This is a genomic window from Streptosporangium nanhuense, assembly GCF_059358815.1.
This window is the reverse complement of record NZ_JCADBG010000012.1, coordinates 254032-277715: the sequence shown is the minus strand read 5'-3', so window position 1 is coordinate 277715 and position 23684 is coordinate 254032. Positions and strand designations below refer to the sequence as shown.

The 23684-nt window shown below is 71.6% G+C and carries 18 protein-coding genes; 9 read left to right on the top strand and 9 right to left on the bottom strand.

Annotated elements, in window-relative coordinates:
* Window positions 1–238: 238 nt before the first annotated feature.
* The gene (locus AC5L38_RS23955; protein ID WP_495245045.1) at window positions 239–1216 is read right to left on the bottom strand and encodes a MerR family transcriptional regulator; all 978 of its coding nucleotides are present in this window, start codon (window positions 1214–1216) and stop codon (window positions 239–241) included.
* A 134-nt stretch (window positions 1217–1350) separates the two neighbouring features.
* On the opposite strand from AC5L38_RS23955, the gene AC5L38_RS23950 reads away from it, so the two are divergent.
* Entirely contained in the window at window positions 1351–2697 is a 1347-nt protein-coding gene (locus AC5L38_RS23950) for a cryptochrome/photolyase family protein (protein ID WP_495245044.1), read from the top strand.
* A 65-nt stretch (window positions 2698–2762) separates the two neighbouring features.
* Window positions 2763–3716 (top strand): hypothetical protein, encoded by a 954-nt coding sequence (locus AC5L38_RS23945; protein WP_495245043.1) that lies wholly within the window; start codon window positions 2763–2765, stop codon window positions 3714–3716.
* Between the two features lie 280 nt (window positions 3717–3996).
* On the opposite strand, the gene AC5L38_RS23940 is transcribed toward AC5L38_RS23945, so the two are convergent.
* The 6 genes from AC5L38_RS23940 to AC5L38_RS23915 form a co-directional block, all read right to left on the bottom strand.
* Window positions 3997–4356: a hypothetical protein gene (locus AC5L38_RS23940; RefSeq protein ID WP_362863939.1), complete on the bottom strand. Its 360-nt coding sequence runs from the start codon at window positions 4354–4356 to the stop codon at window positions 3997–3999.
* Between the two features lie 37 nt (window positions 4357–4393).
* The gene (locus AC5L38_RS23935; protein WP_495245042.1) at window positions 4394–5071 is read right to left on the bottom strand and encodes a uracil-DNA glycosylase; all 678 of its coding nucleotides are present in this window, start codon (window positions 5069–5071) and stop codon (window positions 4394–4396) included.
* Between the two features lie 83 nt (window positions 5072–5154).
* A complete protein-coding gene (locus AC5L38_RS23930) occupies window positions 5155–6030 on the bottom strand; it encodes a carbohydrate ABC transporter permease (protein WP_495245041.1) in 876 nt (291 codons plus the stop codon).
* Entirely contained in the window at window positions 6027–7247 is a 1221-nt protein-coding gene (locus tag AC5L38_RS23925; protein WP_495245066.1) for an ABC transporter permease, read from the bottom strand. The genes AC5L38_RS23930 and AC5L38_RS23925 overlap by 4 nt, the downstream gene beginning before the upstream one ends.
* A 645-nt stretch (window positions 7248–7892) precedes the next feature.
* Window positions 7893–9224: an ABC transporter substrate-binding protein gene (locus tag AC5L38_RS23920; protein ID WP_495245040.1), complete on the bottom strand. Its 1332-nt coding sequence runs from the start codon at window positions 9222–9224 to the stop codon at window positions 7893–7895.
* 102 nt (window positions 9225–9326) lie between these two features.
* Window positions 9327–10598, bottom strand: coding sequence for an ABC transporter substrate-binding protein (locus AC5L38_RS23915; protein WP_495245039.1), 1272 nt, complete (start codon window positions 10596–10598; stop codon window positions 9327–9329).
* A gap of 128 nt (window positions 10599–10726) precedes the next feature.
* Between AC5L38_RS23915 and AC5L38_RS23910 the strand changes: the two genes are divergently transcribed.
* The 3 genes from AC5L38_RS23910 (at window position 10727) to AC5L38_RS23900 (ending at window position 14348) form a co-directional block, all read left to right on the top strand.
* Window positions 10727–11233 carry a PadR family transcriptional regulator gene (locus AC5L38_RS23910; protein WP_495245038.1) on the top strand — a complete coding sequence of 169 codons (507 nt, stop codon included), beginning with the start codon at window positions 10727–10729 and terminating at the stop codon, window positions 11231–11233.
* On the top strand, window positions 11230–12000 hold the full coding sequence (locus tag AC5L38_RS23905) for an ABC transporter ATP-binding protein (RefSeq protein WP_495245037.1): 771 nt from the start codon (window positions 11230–11232) through the stop codon (window positions 11998–12000). Before AC5L38_RS23910 ends, AC5L38_RS23905 begins: the two co-directional genes overlap by 4 nt.
* Before the next feature lie 77 nt (window positions 12001–12077).
* Window positions 12078–14348, top strand: coding sequence for an FtsX-like permease family protein (locus tag AC5L38_RS23900; RefSeq protein ID WP_495245036.1), 2271 nt, complete (start codon window positions 12078–12080; stop codon window positions 14346–14348).
* A gap of 44 nt (window positions 14349–14392) precedes the next feature.
* Here the strand turns inward: AC5L38_RS23900 and treS are convergent, their stop codons facing one another.
* Window positions 14393–16114 carry a maltose alpha-D-glucosyltransferase gene (gene treS / locus AC5L38_RS23895; RefSeq protein ID WP_495245035.1) on the bottom strand — a complete coding sequence of 574 codons (1722 nt, stop codon included), beginning with the start codon at window positions 16112–16114 and terminating at the stop codon, window positions 14393–14395.
* Between the two features lie 532 nt (window positions 16115–16646).
* Window positions 16647–18305 carry an asparagine synthetase B family protein gene (locus tag AC5L38_RS23890; RefSeq protein ID WP_495245034.1) on the bottom strand — a complete coding sequence of 553 codons (1659 nt, stop codon included), beginning with the start codon at window positions 18303–18305 and terminating at the stop codon, window positions 16647–16649.
* Window positions 18306–18376: 71 nt separating this feature from the next.
* Between AC5L38_RS23890 and AC5L38_RS23885 the strand changes: the two genes are divergently transcribed.
* The 4 genes from AC5L38_RS23885 to lysA all read left to right on the top strand — a co-directional run bounded on the left by AC5L38_RS23885 (window position 18377) and on the right by lysA (window position 23631).
* Window positions 18377–20284 carry a glycosyltransferase family 2 protein gene (locus AC5L38_RS23885; RefSeq protein ID WP_495245033.1) on the top strand — a complete coding sequence of 636 codons (1908 nt, stop codon included), beginning with the start codon at window positions 18377–18379 and terminating at the stop codon, window positions 20282–20284.
* Window positions 20285–20404: 120 nt separating this feature from the next.
* On the top strand, window positions 20405–21199 hold the full coding sequence (locus AC5L38_RS23880) for a DALR anticodon-binding domain-containing protein (protein ID WP_495245032.1): 795 nt from the start codon (window positions 20405–20407) through the stop codon (window positions 21197–21199).
* Window positions 21200–21242: 43 nt separating this feature from the next.
* A complete protein-coding gene (locus AC5L38_RS23875; RefSeq protein WP_495245031.1) occupies window positions 21243–22055 on the top strand; it encodes a neutral zinc metallopeptidase in 813 nt (270 codons plus the stop codon).
* A gap of 193 nt (window positions 22056–22248) precedes the next feature.
* Window positions 22249–23631: a diaminopimelate decarboxylase gene (lysA, locus tag AC5L38_RS23870; RefSeq protein WP_495245030.1), complete on the top strand. Its 1383-nt coding sequence runs from the start codon at window positions 22249–22251 to the stop codon at window positions 23629–23631.
* Window positions 23632–23684 lie beyond the last annotated feature (53 nt).

Below are 23684 nucleotides of genomic sequence, written 5' to 3'. Positions count from 1 at the left end.
ACTTATTCATACTCGCTCTGTGGCAGTGATCGCAAGCGACGGGTGAGCGACACGAAGGTCATGAGGGCCGCGGAGGCCCGGGCGGGCGCGGGTGGGCAGGGGCCGGTGACTCACCTGACCTGTCGAAAAGGGGCAGACGGGGATGGCGGTGAGGGCGTCCTGGAACGACACGTACCGGAAGGGGGTCAGGCCAGGACGGCGGTGAGGGCGTCCTGGAACGACGCTTACCGAGGGGGCGTCAGGCCAGGGCGGCGGTGACGACGCGGCTGAGGGCGTCGTTGAACGACGCGACGCGCGGGATGGACGCGGGCAGGTCGTCCCACCAGCCCCCGCCGCCGGCGACGACCAGGCTCGGCGGGCGGAGCACGGGCAGCGACGCGAGCGGGGCGGGGTTCCCGGTCTCGTGCAGCTGGGACCAGACGAAGACCACCGAGGGGCCCAGCCGCCGCATCGCGTCCGCCAGCGCCGGGTAGGGGGTCCGGGCGCCCAGCACCCGGGTCTCCACCCGGTGCTCGCTGGTCAGCGCGGCGGCCAGCGCGTAGACCGGCAGGCTGTGGAGATCGTTCTCGGCGCAGGCGAGCAGTACGGGACGAGGGCTCGCCGGGTGGGCGGGACGTTCGGTGAGCCCGATCAGCGCGGCCATCAGCCGGTCGGAGAACAGGTGCTCGACCTCGATGCTCGCCCCGCTCTCGGCCTGGCGCCTGCAGATCGTCTCGAAGACCGGCGTCACCAGGTGCTCCCAGGTCCACAGCACGCCGTGCCTGGCCAGCGCCGCGCCGATCCAGTCGTGCACGGTCCCGCTGTCGAGCATCATCGCCGCCCGCGCCAGCATCGCCACCGTCGGCACACCCGACAGCCGCTCGGCCGTGAGGGACGGGATCCCGTTCGAGGGCGGCCACCGGGCGTCCCGGCCCCGCTCCTGTTCCTGCCCCTGCTCCGCCGGAGGCGCGGGAGGGGCGATCTCGATCCGCAGGACCCTGCGTGCCGCGTCGGCGGCCGGGATCCCGCTCCTGATGAGCCGCTTCATCTCCTCCAGGCGCCGCAGGTCGTTGGCGTCGTAGCGGCGGTGCCCTCCCGGGCTCCGGCGGCTCGGGCCCACGCCGTAACGTAGATTCCAGGTCCGCAGCGTAGGGGCGGGCACCCCGAGGCGCCGGGCGACGGCTCCGATGCCGTACCCCGGTTCCTCGTCGGCTGCCACGTGACGCTGCTCGTCCATCTCATCCCATTTCAGGCCTGCTCTTCGCGATACCAGCGTGACAGGCGACAGGAGTGGTCGCTCCCTGAACGTTCTTTCGAGTTCCGGCCTCCCGCGGATGCAACCGGGGGATCGCGACCGGCCGAAGGAGAAACATGACCGATACTGTGATCGTTTTGTTCAGCCGCGACCTACGGGTTCACGACCACCCGGCGCTCGCGGCGGCGTGCGAGCGCGCACGTCATGTCATACCGCTCTTCGTCGTGGATCCCGCCATACCCTCGAGAAACCGCGGGGGATTCCTGGCCGAGTGCCTCGCCGACCTGCGTGGAACGCTCCGCGAGCGAGGTGGTGACCTGCTCGTGCGCCACGGCGACCCGGTCGCCGAGACGATGCGCCTGGCGGAGGAGACAGGGGCTCAGGCCGTCTACACCAGCCTGGACGTCAGCAACCTCGCGCGACGCAGGCAGCGGCGCCTGGCCGAGGAGTGCGAACGCCTCAGGATGGCGTTCGAGATGTTCCCCGGGCTGACGATCGTGCCCCCCGACGCCCTGAGGCCGTCGGGCGGAGGCGACCACTACCGGGTCTTCACGCCCTACCTGCGGGCCTGGGCCCGGCAGCCGCGCAGGGAGGTGCTCAAGGCCCCGGGCATGGTGCACGTCCCCGCCGGCCTGGCCGCGGGAAGGCTCCCCGAGCCGGGGCGCGAGCCGTACGAGCTGTTCAGGGGCGGTGAGACCGTCGGGCGCCGGAGGATGGAGCAGTGGCTGAGGCACTGCGTGGAGGACTACGCCGAGGGCCACGACGACATGGCGGGCAACCGCACCTCCAGGCTCAGCCCCTACCTGCGCTTCGGGTGCGTCTCGCCGCTGGAGCTGGAGTCGCTCGCCAGGGACGTGGGGGACGCCGGGGACGCGAGGGACGTGGGGGAGCTGGAGGAGGAGGGCGAGAGCCGCGGGGGAGCCGACGAGTTCATCAGGCAGCTGTGCTGGCGCGACTTCTTCTACCAGGTGACGCGGGCCTTCCCGCGCATCAACCGGGACGACTACCGGCCGCGCGGGAACGAGTGGCGCGACGACGAGCACAGGGCGCAGGCGTGGAAGGAGGGCATGACCGGGGTCCCGATCGTGGACGCCGGGATGCGGCAGCTGCTCACCGAGGGCTGGATGCACAACCGGGCACGCCTGATCACGGGCATGTTCTTCGTCCGGCGGCTGGGCGTCGACTGGCGCGTCGGCGCCGACCACTTCTTCGAGCTGCTGCTCGACGGCGACGTCGCCAACAACTACGGCAACTGGCAGTGGGTCGCGGGGACCGGCAACGACACCCGTCCCAACCGGCCGATCAACTACATCCGGCAGGCCAAGCGGTACGACCCGGACGGCGAGTACGTCCGCCGCCACGTCCCCGAGCTCGCCACCGTGCCCACCCGGAGGGTCCACGAGCCCTGGAGGCTCCCCTCGGGCGTCCCGGGTTACCCGCCGCCACTGGTGCCCATGGAGTGAGCCCGGACGGGCAGGGGAGACGACAGGGGGCGGAACGAATCGCCCCCCTCACACGTCGCACAGGTGTGACCCCCTACGACACCGCCGCCAACGCCGCCGACGCCCTGCTCGCCGCCCGGGAACGGGTGCGACGGCTCGAACAACTGACCAGCCGGCGCGAGGCGGTGGCCGTGCAGCTCGACGAGGTCGAGGCACTCCTGGGCGACCTTGAGGAGCAGCTCGCCAAGGAGGAGCAGGACGTCTCCAGGCTGGAGGGCGGCGGCTTCGCGGCCCTCCTGGCAGGGCTCAGCGGGTCCAGGGAGGAACGACTCGCCAGGGAGCGCGCCGAGGCGCTGGCCGTACGGCAACGCCTGGAGGGCCAGCGCAACCGCCTCGAATGGCTGAGGGCGGACCGGGCTTCCGTCGACGAGGGGCTGGCCGGGCTGGGAGCGGCGCGGGAGGAGTACGACGCGCTGCTGGAGCGCGAGGAGCGCCGGCTGGTCGCGTCCGGCACCCCCGGGGGACGCGAGCTGATCGAGATCGGTCACCACCTCGCCGACACCCGCGCCGACCTCACGGAGCACCGGGAGGCCCACCGGGCCGGGGTCGACGCGTTCCACGGGGTCGGCGAGGTCCTGCGCTGCCTCGGCAGCGCGCGCGGCGCCTCCACGTGGGACATGCTGGCCGGGGGCGGCTTCGCGGACATGGTGGAGCACGGCCACCTGCGCAACGCCGACGAGGCCGCCTGGCACGCCCAGCAGTTGCTGGACACCTTCTCCAGGGAGCTCGTCGACATCGGCGTGAACGTCACCCCGAAGCTTCCCGAGGTGGACACCCGCTGGTTCGCCGACATGTTCTTCGACAACATCATCACCGACGCGATCAAGCACCACCGGATCGCGGGCACCGGCGCGGCCGTCGCGGACGTCGCCGAATGGGTGAGGCGTACGGTCGGCGGCCTGGACCTTCGTGTCGAGGAGCTGGTCCGGCGGCGTGACGCCCTGGTGGCCCGCCGCGAGGAGGTCATCGTCGCCGGCTGAGGCCCGCCCCCCGCCCCTTTCCCGCCCGGGCCTTCCTCGCCCGGGCTTTTCCCGCCCGGGCCTTCCTCGCGTGGGCCTTCCCCGTGGAGGTCCCGGCGCGGGAGCCCCGGAACGAGAAAGCCCCGGCGGCGGTGAACCTTCCCGGCGGGGCGCCTGGCCGGGAAGGCCCACCACCGCCGGGGTGGCGGTGATCGTTCTCAGTGCCGTGGTCTCAGCGCGGCGTTCTCGGTGCCGTGACCCCGGTGCCGCGTCTCAACGGCGCGGTCTCGGTGCTGTGGTCTCAGTGCCTGTGGTCGTGGCCCGCGTGGTCGTGGCCCGCGTGGTCGTCGTCCTCATCCTCGTCCGAGGGACCGTCGGAGGGCTCGACGCCCAGCACGGCCTCACGGGGCTCGATCTGGTCGACATGCTCGATCAGCCCCAGGACGTGGTCCGGCTCGATCAGCCACTGCAGCGCGCTGGCGCCGGTGTCGTCGGCCGAGACCAGCTCGGCCTGCTCCTTACGCTCATCGTCGTCCAGGTCGGCGTCAGGGTGGTTGATCTCTTTCAGCGCGGCGGTTTGCAGGGCGGCGAGGTCCTGCACCTCCACGGTCAGCTCAACGGTCAGACGCAGATAGCGTTCGGTGCCCGATACATCACTCATGGTGGAAATCCTAGTGCCTGGGTGGGGTTGGAACTGCCTAAGGGAGCTTCCACTCCACCGGGGTCGTGCCCTGCTGCTGGAGAAGCTCGTTCGTCCTGCTGAACGGGCGGGAGCCGAAGAAGCCGCTGCGGGCCGACAGGGGGCTGGGGTGGGCCGACTCGATGGCCGGGACGGAACCGAGCATCGGGCGCAGGTTGCGGGCGTCGCGTCCCCACAGGATCGCCACCATCGGCCTGTCGCGGGCGACGAGGGCCTTGATGGCCTGCTCGGTGACCTCCTCCCAGCCCTTGCCCCGGTGCGAGGCGGGCTTGCCCGGCATGACGGTGAGCACCCTGTTGAGCAGGAGCACGCCCTGCTCGGTCCAGGGGGTCAGGTCGCCGTTGCCCGGCATCGGCAGCCCGAGGTCCTCGGTGAGCTCCTTGTAGATGTTGCGCAGGCTGCCCGGGATCGGGCGCACGTCCGCGGCGACCGAGAAGCTCAGGCCGATCGGGTGACCCGGCGTGGGGTACGGGTCCTGGCCCACGATCAGCACTTTGACCTGGTCGAAGGGCTGCTGGAAGGCACGGAGCACGTTGGCGCCGGAGGGGAGGTACTGCCGGCCTTCCGCCACCTCCTTCCGGAGGAACTCGCCCATCTCGGCGATCTTCTCTGCGGCGGGTTCGAGGGCCTTGGCCCACCCGGCTTCCACGACTTCGTTCAAGGGGCGTGCGGCCATGGGCAGGACCCTATCGAGGTTTTAGGCCCGGTACGGCGCGTGCCGGAAAACAGCGCGCGTCGCACCGGGCCTGCCCCTGTGACTCACTTCACCGAGCCAGCCATCATCCCCTGGACGAAATACCGCTGGAAGGCGAAAAAGAGGATCAACGGGATGATCAGCGACAGGAAGGCCCCCGGCGCAAGAATGTCCACGTTGGTCCCGAACTGCCGCATCTGGGACTGCAGGGCCTTGGTCATCGGCTGGTTCTCGGTGTTGGCGAAGACCAGCGAGACGAGCAGGTCGTTCCAGACCCAGAGGAACTGGAAGATCCCGAGCGAGGCGACCGCCGGTTTGGCCAGCGGGAACACCACGGTGGAGAAGATCTTCCATTCCCCCGCGCCGTCCATCCGCGCCGCCTCCAGCAGCGAGCGCGAGATGCCCGCGAAGAAGTTGCGCAGCAGGAAGATGGCGAAGGGAAGGCCGAAGGCGACGTGGAAGAGCACCACGCTCGCGATGGAGCCGAAGATCCCGGCGGAGCCGTACAGCTTCGCGATCGGGATGAGCGCGATCTGGGTCGGCACCACCAGCAGTCCGACCACCACCAGGAACAGCGCGTCCCTGCCGGGGAACTCCATCCAGGCGAAGGCGTACGCGGCCATGGCGGCGATGCCGATCACCAGGACGGTCGAGGGCACCGTGATGAACACGGTGTTCCAGAACGACGCGGTGAACCCGGTGGCCAGCAGGTCGGAGTAGTTCTTGAAGGTCAGCTCGGCCGGCTTGGTGAGGATCGTCCACCAGCCGGTGGAGTTGTTGGCCGTCTCGTCGCGGATGGAGACCACGAACAGGCCCAGGGTGGGAACCAGCCAGAACAGGCCGACCACCACCAGTACCACCTGGACCAGGCCGCCGCCCAGCCGGTCCGCGATCCTGCCGAGGGCGCCGCGGGGCGGTGCGCCGAGGGTGGAGGTCGTCACTGGTTGTCCCTCCTGAACCGGCGGATGTTGATGATCATGAAGGGCAGGACGAGGATCAGCAGGAAGATGGCGAGCGCGCTGCCCAGCCCCTGGTTGCTGCCTCCGCCGAACGAGACCCGCCACATCTCCAGCGCGATCACGTTGGCCTGCGGCTGCACCGATCCCGGCGCGATGACGAAGACCAGGTCGAAGACCTTCAGGGTGTTGATGATCATCGTGACGAACACGACGAGCAGCACCGGGGAGAGCAGCGGAACGGTGATCTTCCGGAACACCTGCCACTCGGTGGCGCCGTCGATGCGGGCCGCCTCCAGCGCGTCGCGCGGGATGGCCGCGAGGCCGGCCGCGATCAGCACCATGGCGAACCCGGCCCACACCCAGATGAACGCGCCGATGATCGCCGGGGTGATCAGCGCCGGGCCCAGCCAGGGGATCCCGGCGAAGGCCGCGTCGAAGTTCGACTGCGGCAATCGCACCTGGTAGTCGCCCGGGGCGAGCCCGGTGAAGCGGAAGGTGCCGTCGGCCCCGCTGGTGGCGGTGGCCTTGACGGCGCCGTTCTGCACCGCCTCGACCGTCATCCCGGCCAGGGCCTTCTCGGTGCCGTCGACCTGGTTGGCCGCGCCGCCGCCGCCCTGGGTGAAGTCGAACCAGACGGTCCCGGTCAGCTGGCCGGGGGCCGGTTGGGCCGCCTTCGCCGCCGAGGCCGAGGCGAGGGTGGCGGGCTTCACGCCCACGAGCGGCAGGAGCACCGCCTGCCCCGGCTGCGCGGGCCGCTTGGCCACCACCCCGCCGCCCTGCGCGGGGGCGACCGGGGACTGGTCGTTCTCCCGGGGACGGGCGTCCGGATAGCCCTGGTCCGAGCCGAACAGGCCGGTCACCGAGGTGATGACGGCGTTGGCCACGCCCCGGTCGGGGGCCTGCTCGTAGACCAGGCGGAAGATGACGCCGGAGGCCATCAGCGAGACGGCCATCGGCATGAACACGACCAGCTTGAACGCGGTCGCCCAGCGGATCCGCTCGGTCAGCACCGCGAAGATGAGGCCGATCACGGTGACCAGGGCGGGAGCCACCGCGACCCAGATCAGGTTGTTCCTGATCGTGGTCAGGGTGGAGGAGTCACTGAAGATCGCCGCGTAGTTGTCCGTCCCGACGAAGGTGCCGCCACTGGCGTCGTAGAGGCTCCGGAAGATCGAGTAGATGATCGGGTAGATCACCATCACGCCGAGCACGAGCGCGCCCGGCAGCAGGAACCACAGCGCCAGCGACGGCGACGGCCCCAGCCGGGAGGCCTTGGCGGGCCCCGCCGCCGGTGCCGCCGGTGCCGCCGCCGGGGCCGCGGCCCCGGCAGTCGCGAGCTCCGGCTCGGCGACCGGTTCGGCGACCGGCGCGGCGGGGTCGTCCGACCTGACGTCGGCCAGGGCCGGATGGCCGTCCCCCTCGCCGGTGGTCGCCTCGGGGGCCGTCTCGGGGGCTGTCTCAGGGGCCGCCTCGGAGGGCCTCGGGGGCGTCGGGGGCTCCTCGCCGACCGGGGCCGCGGAGACCTCGGTGCCGGCCGCAGGGGTGCCGCCGCCGGTGCCGCCGTCAGTGGCCCTGTCAGTGGCCCTGTCAGTGGCCCTGTCAGTGGCGCCGCCGGTGCCGCCGTCAGTGGCCCCATCAGTGGCCCTGTCAGTGGCGCCGCCGGTGCCGGTCGTACGGGTTTCGTGGGGTTCGGCGCCGGGCGTGGGGGCGCCGGGGCCGGCGTCCCGCGCCGGCCGTTGGGTGTCGTCCGGTCCGGAGGAGGGGGCGCGGGCGGCGACGTCGTCACCGTCGCCGCCGCGCGAATCCCGCGGGCCGTCTAACCGATCGGTCACGGCCGCTCTCCCTTACTTCCAGGCCTGCTTGGCGGCGTCTTCGAGCTTGGTCTGGATCCCCTTGACGTCCGAGGGGTCGCGGACGAAGTCCTGCAGGAACTTCCACTCGGCCTTGCCGTCGGTGCCGCCGAAGGAGCTGGGCGCCAGGTCGGACATGTCGTAGCGGACGGCGTCACCGGCGGCGATGATCGTCTCGGCGAGCTTCTTGGTCAGCTCGTCCGGGTAGTTGTCGGGCGAGACGTTGCGGTTGGGGGAGAGGTAGCCGGGAAGCTTCGCCCAGACCTCGCCGCCCTCCTTGGAGGCGAGGAACTCCAGCAGCGCCATCGCGCCCTTGGAGTCCTTCAGCGCCACCCCGACGTCGCCGCCCAGCACGACCGGCTCGGTCTCACCGGCCTTCGGGAACGGGAAGTACTTGGCCTCCTCGCCGAGCTTCGCGCCCGACTGCTCGGCCGTGACGGCCACGAAGTCGGCCTCGATGACCATCGCCGACTTGTCCTGGCCGTAGACCTGGGTGACGCAGGTCGGGAAGTCGGTCTGCAGGGCACCGGCGGAGCCGCCGAGCAGGAACTCCTTCTTGCCGACGAGCTGAGCGATCTTCTCCAGCGCGGTGGTCACGCTGGGGTCGGTCCACGGGATCTCGTGCTTGGAGAGCTTGGTGTAGTTCTCCGGACCCGCGGTGGACAGGTAGACGTTCTCGAACAGGTCGGTCAGCGTCCAGCCGGAGGCGCCGCACAGGGAGAACGGCGGGGTGCCGGAGTCGGCGACCGTCTGGGCGGTCTTGATCAGGTCGTCCCAGGTGGCGGGGGGCGTCGCGCCGGCGTCCTGGAAGGCCTGGTCGCGGTACCAGATGAGCGACTTGTGGGCCGCCTTCACCAGCACGCCGTAGGGCTGGCCGTCGGCGGAGCCGAGCTCCTTCCAGTACGGGGTGTAGTTGTCGTCGATCTGCTTCTGGACCTCGGCGGTGAGCGGCTTGAGCGCCTTCTGGTCCGCGTACTGCTGGACCAGGCCGGGCTGGGGCAGGATCGCGACGTCCGGCGGGTTGCCGCCCTCGATGCGCGGGCCGAGGTAGGCGCCGGTGTCCTCGCCGGTGGAGGCGTAGGTGACCTTGGCGCCGGTCTTCGCCTCGAACGCCTTGAGCACCTGCTCGAAGTTGGCCTGCTCGGCGCCGGTCCACTTGGCGGCGACCTCGACGGTCACCCCTTCGAGGGTCTTGGCGGCGGCCGGGGCGGACGCGGACGCGCCGTCGCTCGCGGCGGGTGCGGGGGCGGGCGAGTCGCCGCCGCCGCACGCGGCGAGTGCCAGAGCGAGTCCCGCCGTCGTCACCGCGGCAATGGTTCTGCGCATGCTGGACAGACCTCCTGAGACGTTGAGGCTAGAAATGGGGGATATGGGACAAACAAGCAGCCGAAATGGGGATGACGGCTTCCGCCGGGGATCGCCCCGGCGTCATCGAGCCCGGATGATCTCTTCGAGCTGGCCCTTCAGGGAGGAGACGACGTCGTCACTGTCGTGCTCGGTGAAGGGCGGTGTGAGGGCGTTGGAGATCGCGCTGGCGATCGCCAGGCTCACCTGTTCGTAGTTGGCGCTGGCGGGCCTGGGCCGGGCGGAGAGGATGCTCTGCTTCAGGACCGGCAGGTAGGGGAAACGCTTGATCAGACCGGGGTCGTCGTACAGCTCGGCCCATACGGGCGGGAACGAGCCGTCGGCGAGCACCCGCCGCTGGTTCTCCAGGCCGGTGAAGTAGCGGATGAACTCGGTGGCCGACTTCTGCCGTTTGGAGAAGGCGCTCACCGCGAGGTTGTAGCCGCCGAGCGAGGCCGTTCCCGGCCCGTTCGGCCCGGGAAGGCGGGTGACCCCGAACTTGTCCGCGACGGACGAGCCGGTGGCCGGCCCGTACGCGTGCGGCCAGTTGCGGGCGAAGGCCAGCCTGCCCTCCTGGAAGGCCAGCCGCGACTCCTCCTCCTTGAAGGAGAGCGACTCGGGCGGGATCCACCCCTCCCGGAACCCGTCCACCAGGAAGTCCAGGCCGGTCTTCGCCCTGGTCACGTCCATGGTCACTTTGGTGCCGTCCGGGCTGAGGATCTGCCCGCCCGCCGACTGCACGGCCTCGGCGAAGTTGACGGTCAGGCCCTCGTAGGCCAGGAACTGCCCCGCGTAGCCGCCGATGCCGTACTTGTCGTGCAGGGCACGCGCCTGGGCGCGCAGCTCCTCCCACGTCTTCGGCGGCTTGAAGCCCTCCTTGGCCAGCAGGTCCTTGCGGTAGTAGAGCAGTCCGGCGTTGCTGGTGTAGGGGACCGCCCAGAGCTTGCCCCGGTAGACCGCCGTGTCGACGACCGGGGGCAGGAACCTGCCGAGCGGGAACATCGCGCGCTCCAGCGGCAGGATCCAGCCGGCCTCGGCGAACTCCGCCGTCCAGACGACGTCGAGCCCGAGCACGTCGTAGCGGTCACTCTTGGCCTGCAGGTTGGCGACCATCTGGGCACGCTGCTCGTCGGCCGCCTCGGGGAGCTCCAGCAGGGTCGCCCGCTCCCCGGGGTGGGTCTGGTTCCACCGGTCGAGCAGCGGTTGCAGGTACGTGGTCGTGTCGCGACCGATCACGAGGGTGAAGGGACCCGTCCCGCCGAACCGTTCGCTCTCCTGCGCGCCGGCGGCCGAACACCCCACCCCGAGGAGCACGGGAAGCAGGGCGAGCGCGACGGGGATGAGTCGGCGCACCATGACCTCCCGATTTCCAGTTGGTTACATACGTGTTAGGTAGATGCATGCATGTTATGCATAGCGATAACATCATCGTCAACGGATAACCCCGTAACGCTCACGTAACGAGCTCTCCGAGGAGGTGGAGCGTGCGGCTGACGCTGCTGGCGCTCCTCGCGAAGGAACCTGCCCACGGCTACGAGCTCAAACAGGCACTTGAACAGATCTTCGGCAGCGCCTACCCTTCGCCGAACATCGGGCAGATCTACGTCACGCTCGGCCGTCTGGAGAAGGACGGCCTGGTGCGCGCCGTGGACGTCGAGCAGTCCAACCGGCCGAACAAGAAGGTCTACTACCTGACGGCCGCCGGCCGCGAGACCCTCGACACGTGGGTGGACGAGCCCACCGAGGGCCCCAGGGTCCGGGACGAGTTCTTCATGAAGCTCGTGCTGGCCCCGATGACCGGCATCGCCGACAGGATGGCGATGATCAACCGCCAGCGCCGTCACTACCTCGGACTCATGCGTGACCTCAACGACCTCGCCGAGCGCACCGACCCGGAGAACCGCGTCGCGCTCCTGCTGGTCGAGGGGGCCATGCTGCACGTCCAGGCCGACCTCGACTGGCTCGAACGCTGCCAGGAGGAGCTGAGTTGACGTCTCCCGTGGTTCCCGTGGCCGAACCGGTTCCCGTGGTCGAAACCGTCAATCTCGTCAAGATCTACCAGGACGGCGGGGTGCCGGTGCCCGCGGTGCGGGGGGTCGACCTGCGGGTGGGCCAGGGGGAGTTCGTGGCCGTCATGGGCCCGTCCGGCTCCGGCAAGTCCACCCTGGTCCACATGATCGGCGGCCTTGAGGCCAGGACCAGCGGCGAGATCTGGCTCGACGGGCAGCGGGCCGACACGCTCAACGAGAGCGCCTGGGCGCTGCTCCGCCGCCGGAGGATCGGCTTCGTCTTCCAGTTCTTCAACCTCGTCGCCAACATGACGGTGGCCGACAACGTCGAGCTGCCCGCGCTGCTGGCCGGGGCCTCCACGCGCGAGGCCCGCCGGCGCCGCGAGCACCTCCTCGGCGAGCTCGGCCTGACCGCCCGCGCCGACGCCGCCCCCTCCCAGCTCGCCGGCGGCGAGCAGCAGCGGGTCGCGCTGGCCCGCGCGCTGGCCAACGAGCCGAGCCTGCTGCTCGCGGACGAGCCCACCGGCAACCTCGACAGCCGCAACACCCGCGACGTCCTGCGCCTGCTCGGCGAGGTCCACCGCGAGGGCCAGGCCGTCGTCATGGTCACCCACGACGCCCGGGTGGCCAGCCTGGCCGACCGGGTCGTCTCCCTCCTTGACGGCCAGATCGTCGACGACGGCGGCGCCGGGCTGGCCCGCCGCCGCCCCCGGGGCGGCGCGGGCGACGTCGTCGAACTGAGAGGCTGACCGGTGCGCCCCCCGCCACCCCGGCCCCCGCGAACCTCACGGGCCGCACGACCCCCGGCTTCCACGCGGTGAGCACCGTGAACGCCTCCGTCAGGTGGATCCGGGCCGACCTCAGGGCCCGCAGGGCCCAGGCGCTGCTGACGGTGCTGACCGTGGCCGGGATCGTCACCGCGCTGATCACCTCCGCGACCCTGCTGGAGGACGGCACCAACCCGTGGCGCGGGCTGTTCGCCGAGTCCAGGGGCGCGCATGTGTGGATCCACACCAAGGACGCCCCCGACCCGGCCGCGCTGTCGAGGCTTCCGGGCGTGGTCCAGGTCGCCGGCCCCTACCGGTCGGCTCCGGTCACCCTCACGCTGGACGGGAAGAAGTCGCCGGTGGCGCTGCGGGAGATGTCCGCGACGCCGCCGAGGGTCGCCGCGCCCCTGATCCGCGAGGGGCGCCCGCTGCGCCACGGCGACACCGACGGCGTGATCGTCGAGCGCTCCTTCGCCAGGGCGCTCTCCTTGAGGGTGGGCGGCCTCTTCCCGGTGACCGCGCTCAACGGCGCCACCCACCCGCTCGTCGTGGTCGGCCTGGCCGACACCGCCGACCAGGGCTTCTACCCCGAGTGGACGCCCGGCCTGGCCTGGACCCTCGCGCCCGTCCTGGCCAGGGTCGAGCCCGCCCTGGGCCGCAGCGAGTCGGTCACCGGGCTGCGCCTGGCCGACGGGGAGGCCACGCTGCCCGCCGTGCACGGCGCCGTCACCCTCCTGGAGGGGCAGATCCAGCGGATGTCCACCTGGCGCGAGGTCCGCGCCTCGATGGAGCTGGACAACCGGTTGCTCGGCATGCTGCTCGCGCTGTTCGGGATCACCGGGCTGGTCGCCGCCGCGCTCGCCATCGCCAACGCGGTGGGCGGCCGGGTGCTGAGCCAGACCCGCGACATCGCCACCCTGAAGTCCCTCGGCTACACCCGGGGCCAGGTCTTCGGCGTGCTCATGGCCGAGCACGGCGCGCTCGGGCTGCTCGGCATCGTCATCGGCCTGGTCTGCGGGCAGGCCGCCGCCTCGTTCGTCCTGGACGGGGTGCCGATCCTGCCGCTCTCCCCGGTCCCGCTGCTCGCCATCGCCGCAGGCACCGCCGCCGTGGTCCTGGTGGCGGTGGCCCTGCCCGCCTGGCGGGGCAGCCGCACCCCGCCCCTCCCCGCGGCCCCCGCGGCGCCGCCCAGGGGGCACCTGTCGCGCCTGGCGCGCCTGGCGCTGCTCGTACGGCTGCCCCCGGCCCTGGTCCTGGGCACCCGCGACGCCTTCACCCGGCGCGTCCCGGCGTTCCTGAGCATCTTCGGCGTCGCGGTCCCGATGATGATGATCACCATCGGGCTCGGCTGCTGGGCCACCCTGGACGACTTCCTGCGCCACCCGGAGCGGGTCGGCCAGGCGGCGGCGCTCGTCGTGCGCCCGGACAAGCTCCAGGCCGACGACGCCCTGCGGATCGCCAGGGCCGACCCGGCGGTGCTCGCCGCCTACCCCGGCACCGAGGTGCCCGCGCTGGAGCCCGAGCAGACCAGGAGCGTGCTGGCCCGCGCCGCCGGGACCTCCGCCGAGCCGTACCCCTTCTCGGTCGTCGAGGGGCGCATGTACGCCGCCCGGGGCGAGGCCGTCGCCGGGCAGGGGCTGCTCGACCTGCTGGACGTGAAGATCGGGGACCGGGTGCGGCTCACCGTCGGAGGCACCCCGCTGATCGTGCACCTCGTGGGCCGGGTGGTGGAGCCCGACCAGGACGGCGAGGTGCTCTCCTTCGGCATCGACAGCCTCGCGGCCAAGGACGCGGTGCCGCCGCAGTTCTACAGCCTGGTGCTGCGGCCGGGCGCCGACCCGGCGGAGGTCAGGGCGCGGCTGCTGATCGCCTCGGGCGAGGCCCTGGAGGTGCAGCGGGTGGTCAACCCGGCCGAACGGCTCGCGATCATCCGCGTGGTGATCGTGGCGCTGATCGTCGTGCTCGCCCTGCTCGGCCTGGCCAACCTCCTGACCGCGAGCGCCCTGGGGCTGCGCGACCACGCCTTCGACCTCGCGGTGCTCAAGGCCATGGGCCTCACGCCCCGGCAGGTGGCCGCCACCCTCGTCACCGGGACCGGCCTGCTGATCGTGCTGGGCGTGGTCGCGGGCGCCGCGGCCGGGGCCACGCTGGTCGGCGGGCTGATCGACCTGCAGGGGCACACCAGTGGCGTGGGGGCGGGCATCGGCCGCACGCCCTCGGCACTGACGCTCGCCGTCGCGGTGCTCGTCGCGGTCGGGACCGCCCTGCTGGTGACGCTGATCCCGGCCGGGCGCGCGGCCCGCGCCCAGGTCCCGGTCACCGCGCGATGACCCCGGGACGGTGACCGTCCCGGGGTTGTCTCAGCGAGAAGGGCTCAGACGTCGATGCCGGGGGTGTCGGAGTTCTTGAGCGAGAACCAGTAGAAGCCGTGGCCGGGCAGGGTGAGCAGGTACGGCAGGGTGCCCACCGGGGGGAACCGCACACCGCCCCTGGCCTCGACCGGGATCATGCCCGCGAAGCGGCGCAGGTCGAGCTCGACCGGCTGCGGGTACTTCGACAGGTTGTTGACGCACAGCATCAGGTCGTCGCCGTCCTCGCGGACGAAGCTGAGCACCGCCTGGTTGCTGGACCACAGCTCGTTGTAGACACCGGTGCCGAAGACCTGGTGGTCGCGGCGGATCGCCAGCATGTTCCTGGTGAAGTGGAGCAGCGACGCGGGGTTCTTCTGCTGCGCCTCCACGTTGACCGCCTGGTAGCCGTGGATCGGGTCCATGACGACGGGCAGGTACAGCCGTCCGGGGTCGGCCTTGGAGAAGCCCGCGTTGCGGTCGGGGCTCCACTGCATCGGGGTGCGGACCGCGTCGCGGTCCTCCAGCCAGATGTTGTCGCCCATGCCGATCTCGTCGCCGTAGTACATGACCGGGGAGCCGGGCAGCGACAGCAGCAGCGCGGTGAACAGCTCGATCTGGTCGCGGTCGTTCTCCAGCAGCGGGGCGAGCCGGCGCCGGATGCCGAGGTAGGCCCGCATGCGCGGGTCCTTGGCGTACTCGGCGTGCATGTAGTCGCGCTCCTCCTCGGTGACCGTCTCGAGCGTGAGCTCGTCGTGGTTCCGCAGGAAGATGCCCCACTGGCCGCTTTCGGGGAGCTTCGGCGTCCGCGACATGATCTCGGAGATCGGCTCGCGGCTGCCCTGCCGGACCCCCATGAAGATGCGCGGCATGAGCGGGAAGTGGAAGGCCATGTGGCACTCGTCGCCGCCGGCCGAGGGGTCGCCGAAGTACTCCACCACGTCCTCGGGCCAGCCGTTGGCCTCGGCCAGCAGCACCCGGTCGGGGTAGAGGCGGTCGACCTCGGCGCGGACCTTCTTCAGGTACGCGTGGGTCTCCGGCAGGCCGGAGCAGTCGGTGCCCTCGCGCTCGAAGAGGTAGGGCACCGCGTCGAGCCTGAAGCCGTCGATGCCCAGGTCCAGCCAGAACCGCAGGACCTCCAGCATGGCCTCCTGGACCGCCGGGTTCTCGTAGTTCAGGTCGGGCTGGTGGTGGAAGAAGCGGTGCCAGTAGTACTGCTTGCGGACCGGGTCGTAGGTCCAGTTGGACTCCTCGGCGCCGACGAAGATGATCGGCGCGTCGGGGTACCCGGCCGGGTCGTCGGACCAGACGTAGAAGTCGCCGTAGGGCCCCTCGGGGTCGTGCCGGGAGGCCTGGAACCAGGGGTGCCTGTCGCTGGTGTGGTTCATCACCAGGTCGGTGATGATGCGCAGGCCCCGCTTGTGCGCCGACTCGATCAGCTCCACGAAGTCCCCGAGGTCGCCGAAGTCCGGAAGGATCTTCATGTAGTCGGAGATGTCGTATCCGCCGTCACGCAGGGGAGACTCGTACAGCGGGAGCAGCCACAGGCAGTCGACGCCGAGCCACTCGACGTAGTCCAGCTTCTCGATGAGGCCGCGCAGGTCGCCGGTGCCGTCGCCGTTGGAGTCCTTGAAGCCGCGGACCAGGACCTCGTAGAAGACCGCGCGCTTGTACCACTGGGGGTCCGCCGAGACGAAGTCCTCGGCCACGGACTCCTGGGAGGGGGAAGGCAGGGGGGATGGGTTCATCGTGTTCTCGCTCACGGTGATAAAGGGCAGGACGAAGTCACCGGATGCTCCGGCTGATGATGTTTGGTGACCGCGCCGGCGGGAGCCGTCATCCCCACGAGCTCCGTGCTCTTGGACAGGCCGAATTTGTGATTCAGGACCGTCCGTTGTGGCGCTTTCTGGGCCGAACACTACCAGCCGTCCGACGCCGTGGAACCCCTCTTGGCGTGCTACGTCGCCCCCGTCCCACGGAATCGCCGCGCGCATCGCGCCGTTGCCGCGTAATCGCCGCGTCACTCGTCGTTTTCCCGGACGAAACACGGGACGCCCGGGGAGGGCGTTTTCCGTCGTGTCCGCAGATCAGGCCCGTGCACGAGAGGCCCGGCGAGAGCGCGGGCCGGATCTTCCTGAGAGGGGTCGCGAGCCCGGTTCCCGGGGCGTCGCGGAGGCCCGCCTGACCCCTGTCACAGGGGTCCGGCGGGCAGGCCGGGGGCGCGGGTCCGGCGGGCAGGCCGGGGCGGTGCACGGGTCCGTCAGCCCCGGGAGGGGTGGGTCAGGCCCAGGGAGGGGTGAGGTCGGGGAGGTTCTCCTGGTACTCACCGAGCCAGGCGCCGAACAGCACCAGGCTCCGCACCCAGAAGCGGTCGTTCCAGCCGTTGAAGCGCGCCAGCGCGTCCGGGCCCTCGGCGACCACCACGTGGAGCTGCTCGGACAGCAGCGAGGGCACGGTGTCGGCGACCCGGGTGAGCATCCGGTGCCCGTACTCCCTGGCGGGCGCGGCGGCCGAGCGGAGCGGGACCCGCTGGAGCGGCTGCTTGACCACGTTGGTGGAGGGCAGCGCGGCCACGCGCGGGTTGGCCGCGTACAGGATCTCGCGGTAGAAGCGCCCCTGGTCCTTGCGGTGCACGCCGACCGAGAGCGCCGCGTCGAAGAAGTCGGGGTGAATGAACGGCGCCGCGAACGAGACCTCGGGGCCGACCAGGTTGACCGGGGAGCGGGCGATGCCCCGCGCGGTCCTGGTGTGCAGGACCGACAGCGACAGCTCCGCCCGGTGGCCGTTGAGCATGGTGGTCGACTGGGTGAAGGCGTTCCTGACGCTGTCGGTGACCCAGGCCTCGGCCTCCTCCGACAGGAACGGCGTGGACGGGGAGCCCAGCGTCAGCGAGCCGAGCAGCGCGGCCTTGCGCTCCGCCTGCGTGGAGGCCTCCAGCGCGGCCCCGCTGATCATGAAGTTCTTCAGCAGCGGCCCGCCCGCCAGCCCGTCGACCAGCGTCCGCCCCGCCTTGTGGACCTCGCGGGCGAACGGGGTGTACCAGGCGTGGTGCGGGGTGAGGAACTCCAGCCGCCGCGCCGCGGCCAGCGCGTCGTCGGGGTAGGCGGCGGCGTCCTGGGGGATCACCCGGTGGCGCACGCCCAGCTCGCGGGTGATCGCCTTGGCGAAGACGATGTCGGTGTCGGTGCCGTCGTCGGGGCTGGTCGTCCACGACTCCACGTCGGCCCCGCGCGCCACCGCCACCGAGCACAGCAGCCGCGAGTCGTAGCCGCCGCTGACCGGCACCAGCAGCGGGCGCCCGTCGAACTCCTTGTAGACCTCGTGCAGGATCTCCAGGATCTCCCCGGCGGTCCTGCCCGCCTCGTAGGGCTCCTCGCGCAGCCAACGGGGCAGCATCCGCTCGACGCCGACCCGGCCCGTCTCCCGGTCGAAGACCAGCGCGCTCGCCCCCGACAACCGTTTCACCTGCGCGTACGGGGTGTCGTCGCGCAGCGGGAAGGTCAGCTGGATGATCGAGGCCCAGGCGTCCCAGTTGATCTCGTACGGCGTGCGGACCAGGGAGAGCAGCGGTTCGAGCAGCGAGGAGAAGTAGACCGCCCCGCCCTGGGACAGGTAGTAGACGTCCACCAGGCCGAGACCCCCGGCGTGCAGCGTGATCCGCTCGCCGTCGTCGATCAGGCCGGGTGTCTCGTAGGTCTCCGCCACGGTGATCCACGGCGCCGCCCCGACGGGCGTGCGCTCCCCCCAGGCGAAGGCCCAGGTGCGCTCGTCCCGCCGGTAGGGCGGCAGCGGGGAGGAGCTGAACAGGGCCGCGTTCCCGGCCTGGACGGCGGGTCTGACCCGCGGCCCGGCCTCGCGAAGCGTCTCCAGGACGGCCTCGTCGAGGTGCCCGATGCCGCCGCAGACGTACGGCCTCACATTGAACGTCGGCCACTGCACCGTGCTGACTCCTCTGTGTCGCGATTGACCAAAGGGTATCCTTTCGCCCGGCTCACGAAACGGAGGACGGCGTGGCGGGCGACCAACTCGAAAGCACACGACAGGCGTTGCGGGAGGCGGTGGCGCACGCGGAGAGGGCCGCCGAGCTGGCCCGCCTGCTGGAAGCGGCACAGGCCAAGATCGCCGATGCGGAGCGTGCGGCCGAGGAGCTGCGCGGGGTGAAGGAGCTCCTGAGCGAGACCGAGGAGCGGCTGGAGGCCGCGAACGCGGCCGAGGAGAAGCTCCGCAAGGACCTGGCGGAGCAGCGCTACCAGGCCGAGGTCGCCAAGTGGAAGCTCTCCTCGGTGCAGGTGGCCCGCTGGTCGCGGCTGGGCGACGCGATCAAGACGGGCAAGAGCAACCCGGTGCGGCTGGCGCGCGGCCTGCGCGGGGCGGCCAAGCCCGCCAAGCGCCCGACCGCTCCCAAGCGCCAGCCGGTGCCGCGCAAGGCGGGCGACAAGGCGCCGGTCCCCGGCGCGTCCTTCCAGGCCACCAGCTCCGTCAGGACCGTCGGCGGCAGGTCGGTGAAGCTCAAGCCCTACCGCGTGCCGACCGGCCCGAACACCCGCCCCCACCTGACCGCGGCCGTGATCGCCGCGCCGCACGGCGAGGCGCTGCTGCGCTACGAGTGGCGCCAGACCACCGGCTTCACGCCGAGGGACTTCGCCCGGGTGCTGGCCGCCGAGGTCCCGCACCTGCTGCTGGTCGAGTCGGTGACCGAGGGGCCGTGGGCCGCGGAGCTGCGCAATCCCGACCAGGGACTGCGCGCCCTGCTGGCCTGGTGCGCGGAGCGGGGCATCCGCACCGTCTTCTGGCACACCGGGGGCGAGCCCGGCGAGTTCGTCGCCGCGGCCAGGCTGTTCGAGCACGTCGTGACCGCGCTGCCCAGGTCCGTGGGGGCGTGGGGCACCGCGCTGGCGGCCCAGGAGCCCGAGCAGGGCCGCCGGACGCCCTCGCTGGGAATCCTGCCCTTCGCCGTCCAGCCGCGCGTGCACAACCCGCTGCCGCTGGCCGGTGACCGGTTCGAGCGGGTGCTCTCCCTGGAGGAGCTGCTTCCCGGCCACCTGTCGTACCCGGACGTGCTCACCTCCTACCGGTGGCCCGTCGCGGTCGACTGCCCGCCGGGCACGGAACCCTGGCGGATGGCCGAGCTGGCCGCCTGCGGCACCCCCATCGGGACCGAGCCCGACGCGCGCCGCGCCCACGTGGCGCTCCGCCAGGCGTACGCCTCGGGCACGATGACCAACAAGGTCGACGACCTGCTGGACGCGATCGGCCTGCCCAGCGGCAGGGCCACCCTGAACATCTCGGTCATCATGATCGACAGGGGCGACCTCGATTACACGCTGGCCCAGGTGGCGCCGCAGAAGGGCGTCGTCCAGCTGGTGCTGCTGTCGGACGCCCCGGACGCCGTCGGGCGGGCCAGGAAGGCGATGCCCGACGGGGTGGACGTCGCGGTGCGCCGCTCCGACACCGAGCTGACCACGGGCGGCCTGCTCAACCGCGCCCTCGACCTGTGCCAGGGCGACCTGGTGGCGGTCATGGACGCCCGCGACCGGTACGGCGAGCACTACCTGGCCGATCTCAGCCGGGCCTTCCTGTTCGCCAGCGCCGACATCGTGGGCAAGGCGGCCTACTACGCCCACCTGCGCGACGTCGCGGCGACCGTGCTGCGCCAGCCCTCGGCGGAGTACTCCTACCTGCCAGACGTCGCCGGGGCGACCCTGCTGGCCCGCCGCGCGGTCCTGCGGGGCATCGGCTTCGCCGACGTCTCGGACAACTGGGCCGACGTGCTGATGCGGCAGTGCCGCGAGGACGGGATCAAGGTCTTCTCCGCCGACCGCTTCGGGTACGTCTGCATGCGAGACCGCGACCGCTGGCTGCTCGGCTCGGCCCAGCTCGTCGACTACGGCCCGGCCGACCCGCACGCCCTGGTCTGACCGGTGGCCCGATCGGCCGCCGGTGACCTGACCGGATCGGTGACCTGGTCTGGCGGGTGACCTGATCGGATCGGTGGCCTGACCGGATCGTGGTTGTTCCGGGATCGTTAGGCTGCCGGGATGACGCCCGGCGCGCTCGGCGAGGTTCTCGGCCTGCCACCGATCCCCAAGGGGACGTGGGCCGGGGAGGCGACATACGTCTCCCCGGCCGCGCTGCGCCGGGGCGAGGACCCCTGCGAGGCGGCCGACCGGCTCCGCGCGCTGCCGGGGATCGCGGCCGTCCGGGTGCGGCCCGGCGGTCTCCTGGAGATCGCGGTGGCCGTTCCCGGCGAACTGGTCACGGAGATCGGCGCGGCCGTTCCCACGGGCGGGAGCGAAGGCGCGGCCGGGGCCATGGGCGAGGGCACGGTCACGGGAACAGGCGCGGCCCGGGGGACGGGCGAGGGCACCGGCTCGGGCGAGGTCACTGACGCGGGCGGGGCCACGGCCGAGGGCGCCGGAAAGGCCGCGGGCAAAGCCCCGTGGCGGGACCTGCCCAGGACGTGGGCCAACCCCGGGTTCGTCGTCGGATACGCGCACGCGCGGGCGGTCGCCGTACAGCGCTGGGCGGCGGAACTCGGCGTCGGCGGGGACTTCAGGCCCGAGCTGCTGGCCGGCCGCAGGGACCGGGCGGTGCTCAGGCTGCTGGCCGAGGTGCACGGCAGGCGGGTGAGCCGGGATCCCGGATGGGCCGCCTACGCCGAGCAGCTGGCGCTGGCCTACCACGACGCGTTCGAGGGGGCCGCCGCGCTCCCCTCGGGGGACGAGGAGCCGTCAGAGCTGCACGCCGCCCGGGTGCGCCTGGCGCGGGCCGTGCGGGACGTACTGGCCGAGGCGCTGGCGGCGCTTGGCGAGACGGCGCCCCAAAGATTGTGATAGACCCTCCCAAAGGAGTTGAAAAGGATCAGAGAAGAGGCGAATGGTCGGGCCCCGGGACTGGGAGGCGCGTGAGCCGCGCCGCTCCGGGATGGTCCGGAGGGTGCTGCCGACCCTGCTCGCCTTCGCCGTCATCCTCGGCGGGCTCGCCTATCTCGGCGGAGACCTCAGGGAACTCCTCGGCACCGCCCCCGGCTCGCCCCGCTCGGCGGCGGCGACGCATCGCCTCTACGAGGAGACCGGGCCGGTCGACGGCCGCTGCGACACCCTTCCCAAGGACCTCGACGCCGACGTGACGGCGTCGCTGAGGGCCCTCAGCGGGTGCCTGGACCGGATGTGGGCGACCACCCTGGGGCAGGCGGGCATCGACTACGAGCCTCCTGAGGAGGTGCGGCTGGTCGCCGCCCCCGAGGAGGCCGCGTGCGGGATCGACGACTACGACTGGGCCGGGATCTACTGTCCCAAGCCTCGCGTCGTCAACGTGCTGATCGAGGGGGAGCGGGCCTTCCCGATCATGTTCACGCTCGCGCACGAGTACGCCCACCACGTCCAGGAGGTGAGCGGGATCTCCGAGCAGAGGGGGTCGGAGGCCTTCGACGAGGCGTGGTCGCGGCGGCTCGAACTGCAGGCGGACTGCCTGGCCGCGGTGACGCTGCGCGGTGCGGCGCCGAGGCGGCTGGAGAACCTGCGCCATCTCGCCGGGCGCGGTTCCGGCGCCGACGAGGGCGTGGAGGCTGGCTACCGGCAGTCGCACGGCTCGGGGACCAGCAGCGCCGCCTGGATGCGGCGCGGCCAGGAGGGCGGCACCGTGGGGTCCTGCAACACCTGGTCCGCTCCCGCCGAGCGGGTCTCCTAGTCTCGCCCCGGTATCGCGGATCCCTCCTGTTTCTCAGGTACGGGTTCTCTCGAAGATCGAGCCGCGATGCGACGTTAAAATATATTGCCAAAGTGGCACATAACGTAAAAAGTTCGCGCGTTTGAGGTGGATCGCGTCTCGATGGGTGGGCAATCGTCTCAGGGGGATCACCGGGTCCGATAGCCTCGATCGGGTGAGTCGATTCGCCCACCCCGCCGGTGACCGGCATGCAGAAGTGCTGCCCGAGGAGCGCCCTCCGCACGCACCCGCAGACCTGAACACGCTCGACCCGACCATCTGGCCGCGAACGTCGAGCCGCGCCGACGGCTCGATCACGATCGGCGGCGCGGACGTCAGGGACCTGGTCGCGGAGCACGGCACCCCGCTCTACGTGGTGGACGAGGAAGACTTCCGCTCCCGCTGCCGCGACTACGCCGACGCTTTCTCCGGTGGCGAGGTCCACTACGCGGGCAAGGCGTTCCTGTGCCGCGAGGTCGCCCGCTGGATCATGCAGGAGGGCCTCGGCCTCGACGTCTGCAGCGCCGGTGAGCTCGCCGTCGCGCTCAGCGTCGGCTTCCCGCCCGAGCGGATCACCATGCACGGCAACAACAAGTCGCTCGCCGAGCTGGAGAGGGCCGTCGAGGTCGGCGTCGGGCACATCGTGGCCGACTCCTTCGAGGAGATCGCCCGCCTGGGCTTCCTCGCCGACAGGCACGGCAGGCGTCCCAAGGTGATGATCCGCGTCACCGTGGGCGTCGAGGCCCACACCCACGAGTTCATCGCGACCGCCCACGACGACCAGAAGTTCGGCTTCTCGCTGAGCAGCGGCGCGGCGGCCGAGGCGGCCAGGCGGATCCTCGCCCTGCCCCAGCTGGAGCTCGTCGGCCTGCACTCCCACATCGGCTCCCAGATCACCGACACCGCCGGGTTCGAGGTGGCCGCGGCCCGCCTGGCCACCCTCCTGGTCAAGATCAAGGACGAGCACGGCGTCGTGCTCCCCGAGCTCGACCTCGGCGGTGGCTACGGCATCCCGTACGTCGAGGGCGACACCGCGCCCGACGTCAAGGAGATCGCCGACAACCTGCGCGAGATTGTCAGCAAGGTCGCCAGGGGCGCCGGCCTGCCGGTGCCCAAGCTCACCGTCGAACCGGGCAGGGCCATCGCCGGCCTCGCCGGGGTGACGCTCTACGAGGTCGGCACGATCAAGGATGTCGAGGGCCTGCGCACCTACGTCAGCGTCGACGGCGGCATGAGCGACAACATCCGCACCGCCCTGTACGGGGCCGACTACACCGCGCGCCTGGCCTCCCGGGAGAGCGCCGCGAAGCCGATGCTCTCCCGCATGGTCGGCAAGCACTGCGAGAGCGGCGACATGGTCGTGCGCGACCTGTGGCTCCCCGCCGACCTGGCCACCGGCGACCTGGTCGCCGTCGCGGGCACCGGCGCCTACTGCCGCTCGCTCGCCAACAATTACAACTACCTCCCCAAGCCCGCCGTGGTCGCGGTCAAGGACGGGGTGTCCCGCGTGATCGTCCGCCGGGAGACCGAGGACGACCTCCTGAGAGGACAGCTGTGAAACGACCCGGAGCGGCGGGGGAAACCCGCGGGGCGAGCAAACCCGTCCATGGT

Bases quoted from the DNA above. Each gene is read 5' to 3' on its own strand.
- AC5L38_RS23950 (WP_495245044.1), top strand. From the start codon at position 1,351: ATGACCGATACTGTGATCGTTTTGTTCAGCCGCGACCTACGGGTTCAC.
- AC5L38_RS23880 (WP_495245032.1), top strand. From the start codon at position 20,405: ATGACGCCCGGCGCGCTCGGCGAGGTTCTCGGCCTGCCACCGATCCCC.
- AC5L38_RS23920 (WP_495245040.1), bottom strand. From the start codon at position 9,224: ATGCGCAGAACCATTGCCGCGGTGACGACGGCGGGACTCGCTCTGGCA.
- AC5L38_RS23940 (WP_362863939.1), bottom strand. From the start codon at position 4,356: ATGAGTGATGTATCGGGCACCGAACGCTATCTGCGTCTGACCGTTGAG.
- treS (WP_495245035.1), bottom strand. From the start codon at position 16,114: ATGAACCCATCCCCCCTGCCTTCCCCCTCCCAGGAGTCCGTGGCCGAG.
- AC5L38_RS23875 (WP_495245031.1), top strand. From the start codon at position 21,243: ATGGTCGGGCCCCGGGACTGGGAGGCGCGTGAGCCGCGCCGCTCCGGG.
- AC5L38_RS23925 (WP_495245066.1), bottom strand. From the start codon at position 7,247: ATGGTGATCTACCCGATCATCTACTCGATCTTCCGGAGCCTCTACGAC.
- AC5L38_RS23955 (WP_495245045.1), bottom strand. From the start codon at position 1,216: ATGGACGAGCAGCGTCACGTGGCAGCCGACGAGGAACCGGGGTACGGC.
- AC5L38_RS23935 (WP_495245042.1), bottom strand. From the start codon at position 5,071: ATGGCCGCACGCCCCTTGAACGAAGTCGTGGAAGCCGGGTGGGCCAAG.
- AC5L38_RS23915 (WP_495245039.1), bottom strand. From the start codon at position 10,598: ATGGTGCGCCGACTCATCCCCGTCGCGCTCGCCCTGCTTCCCGTGCTC.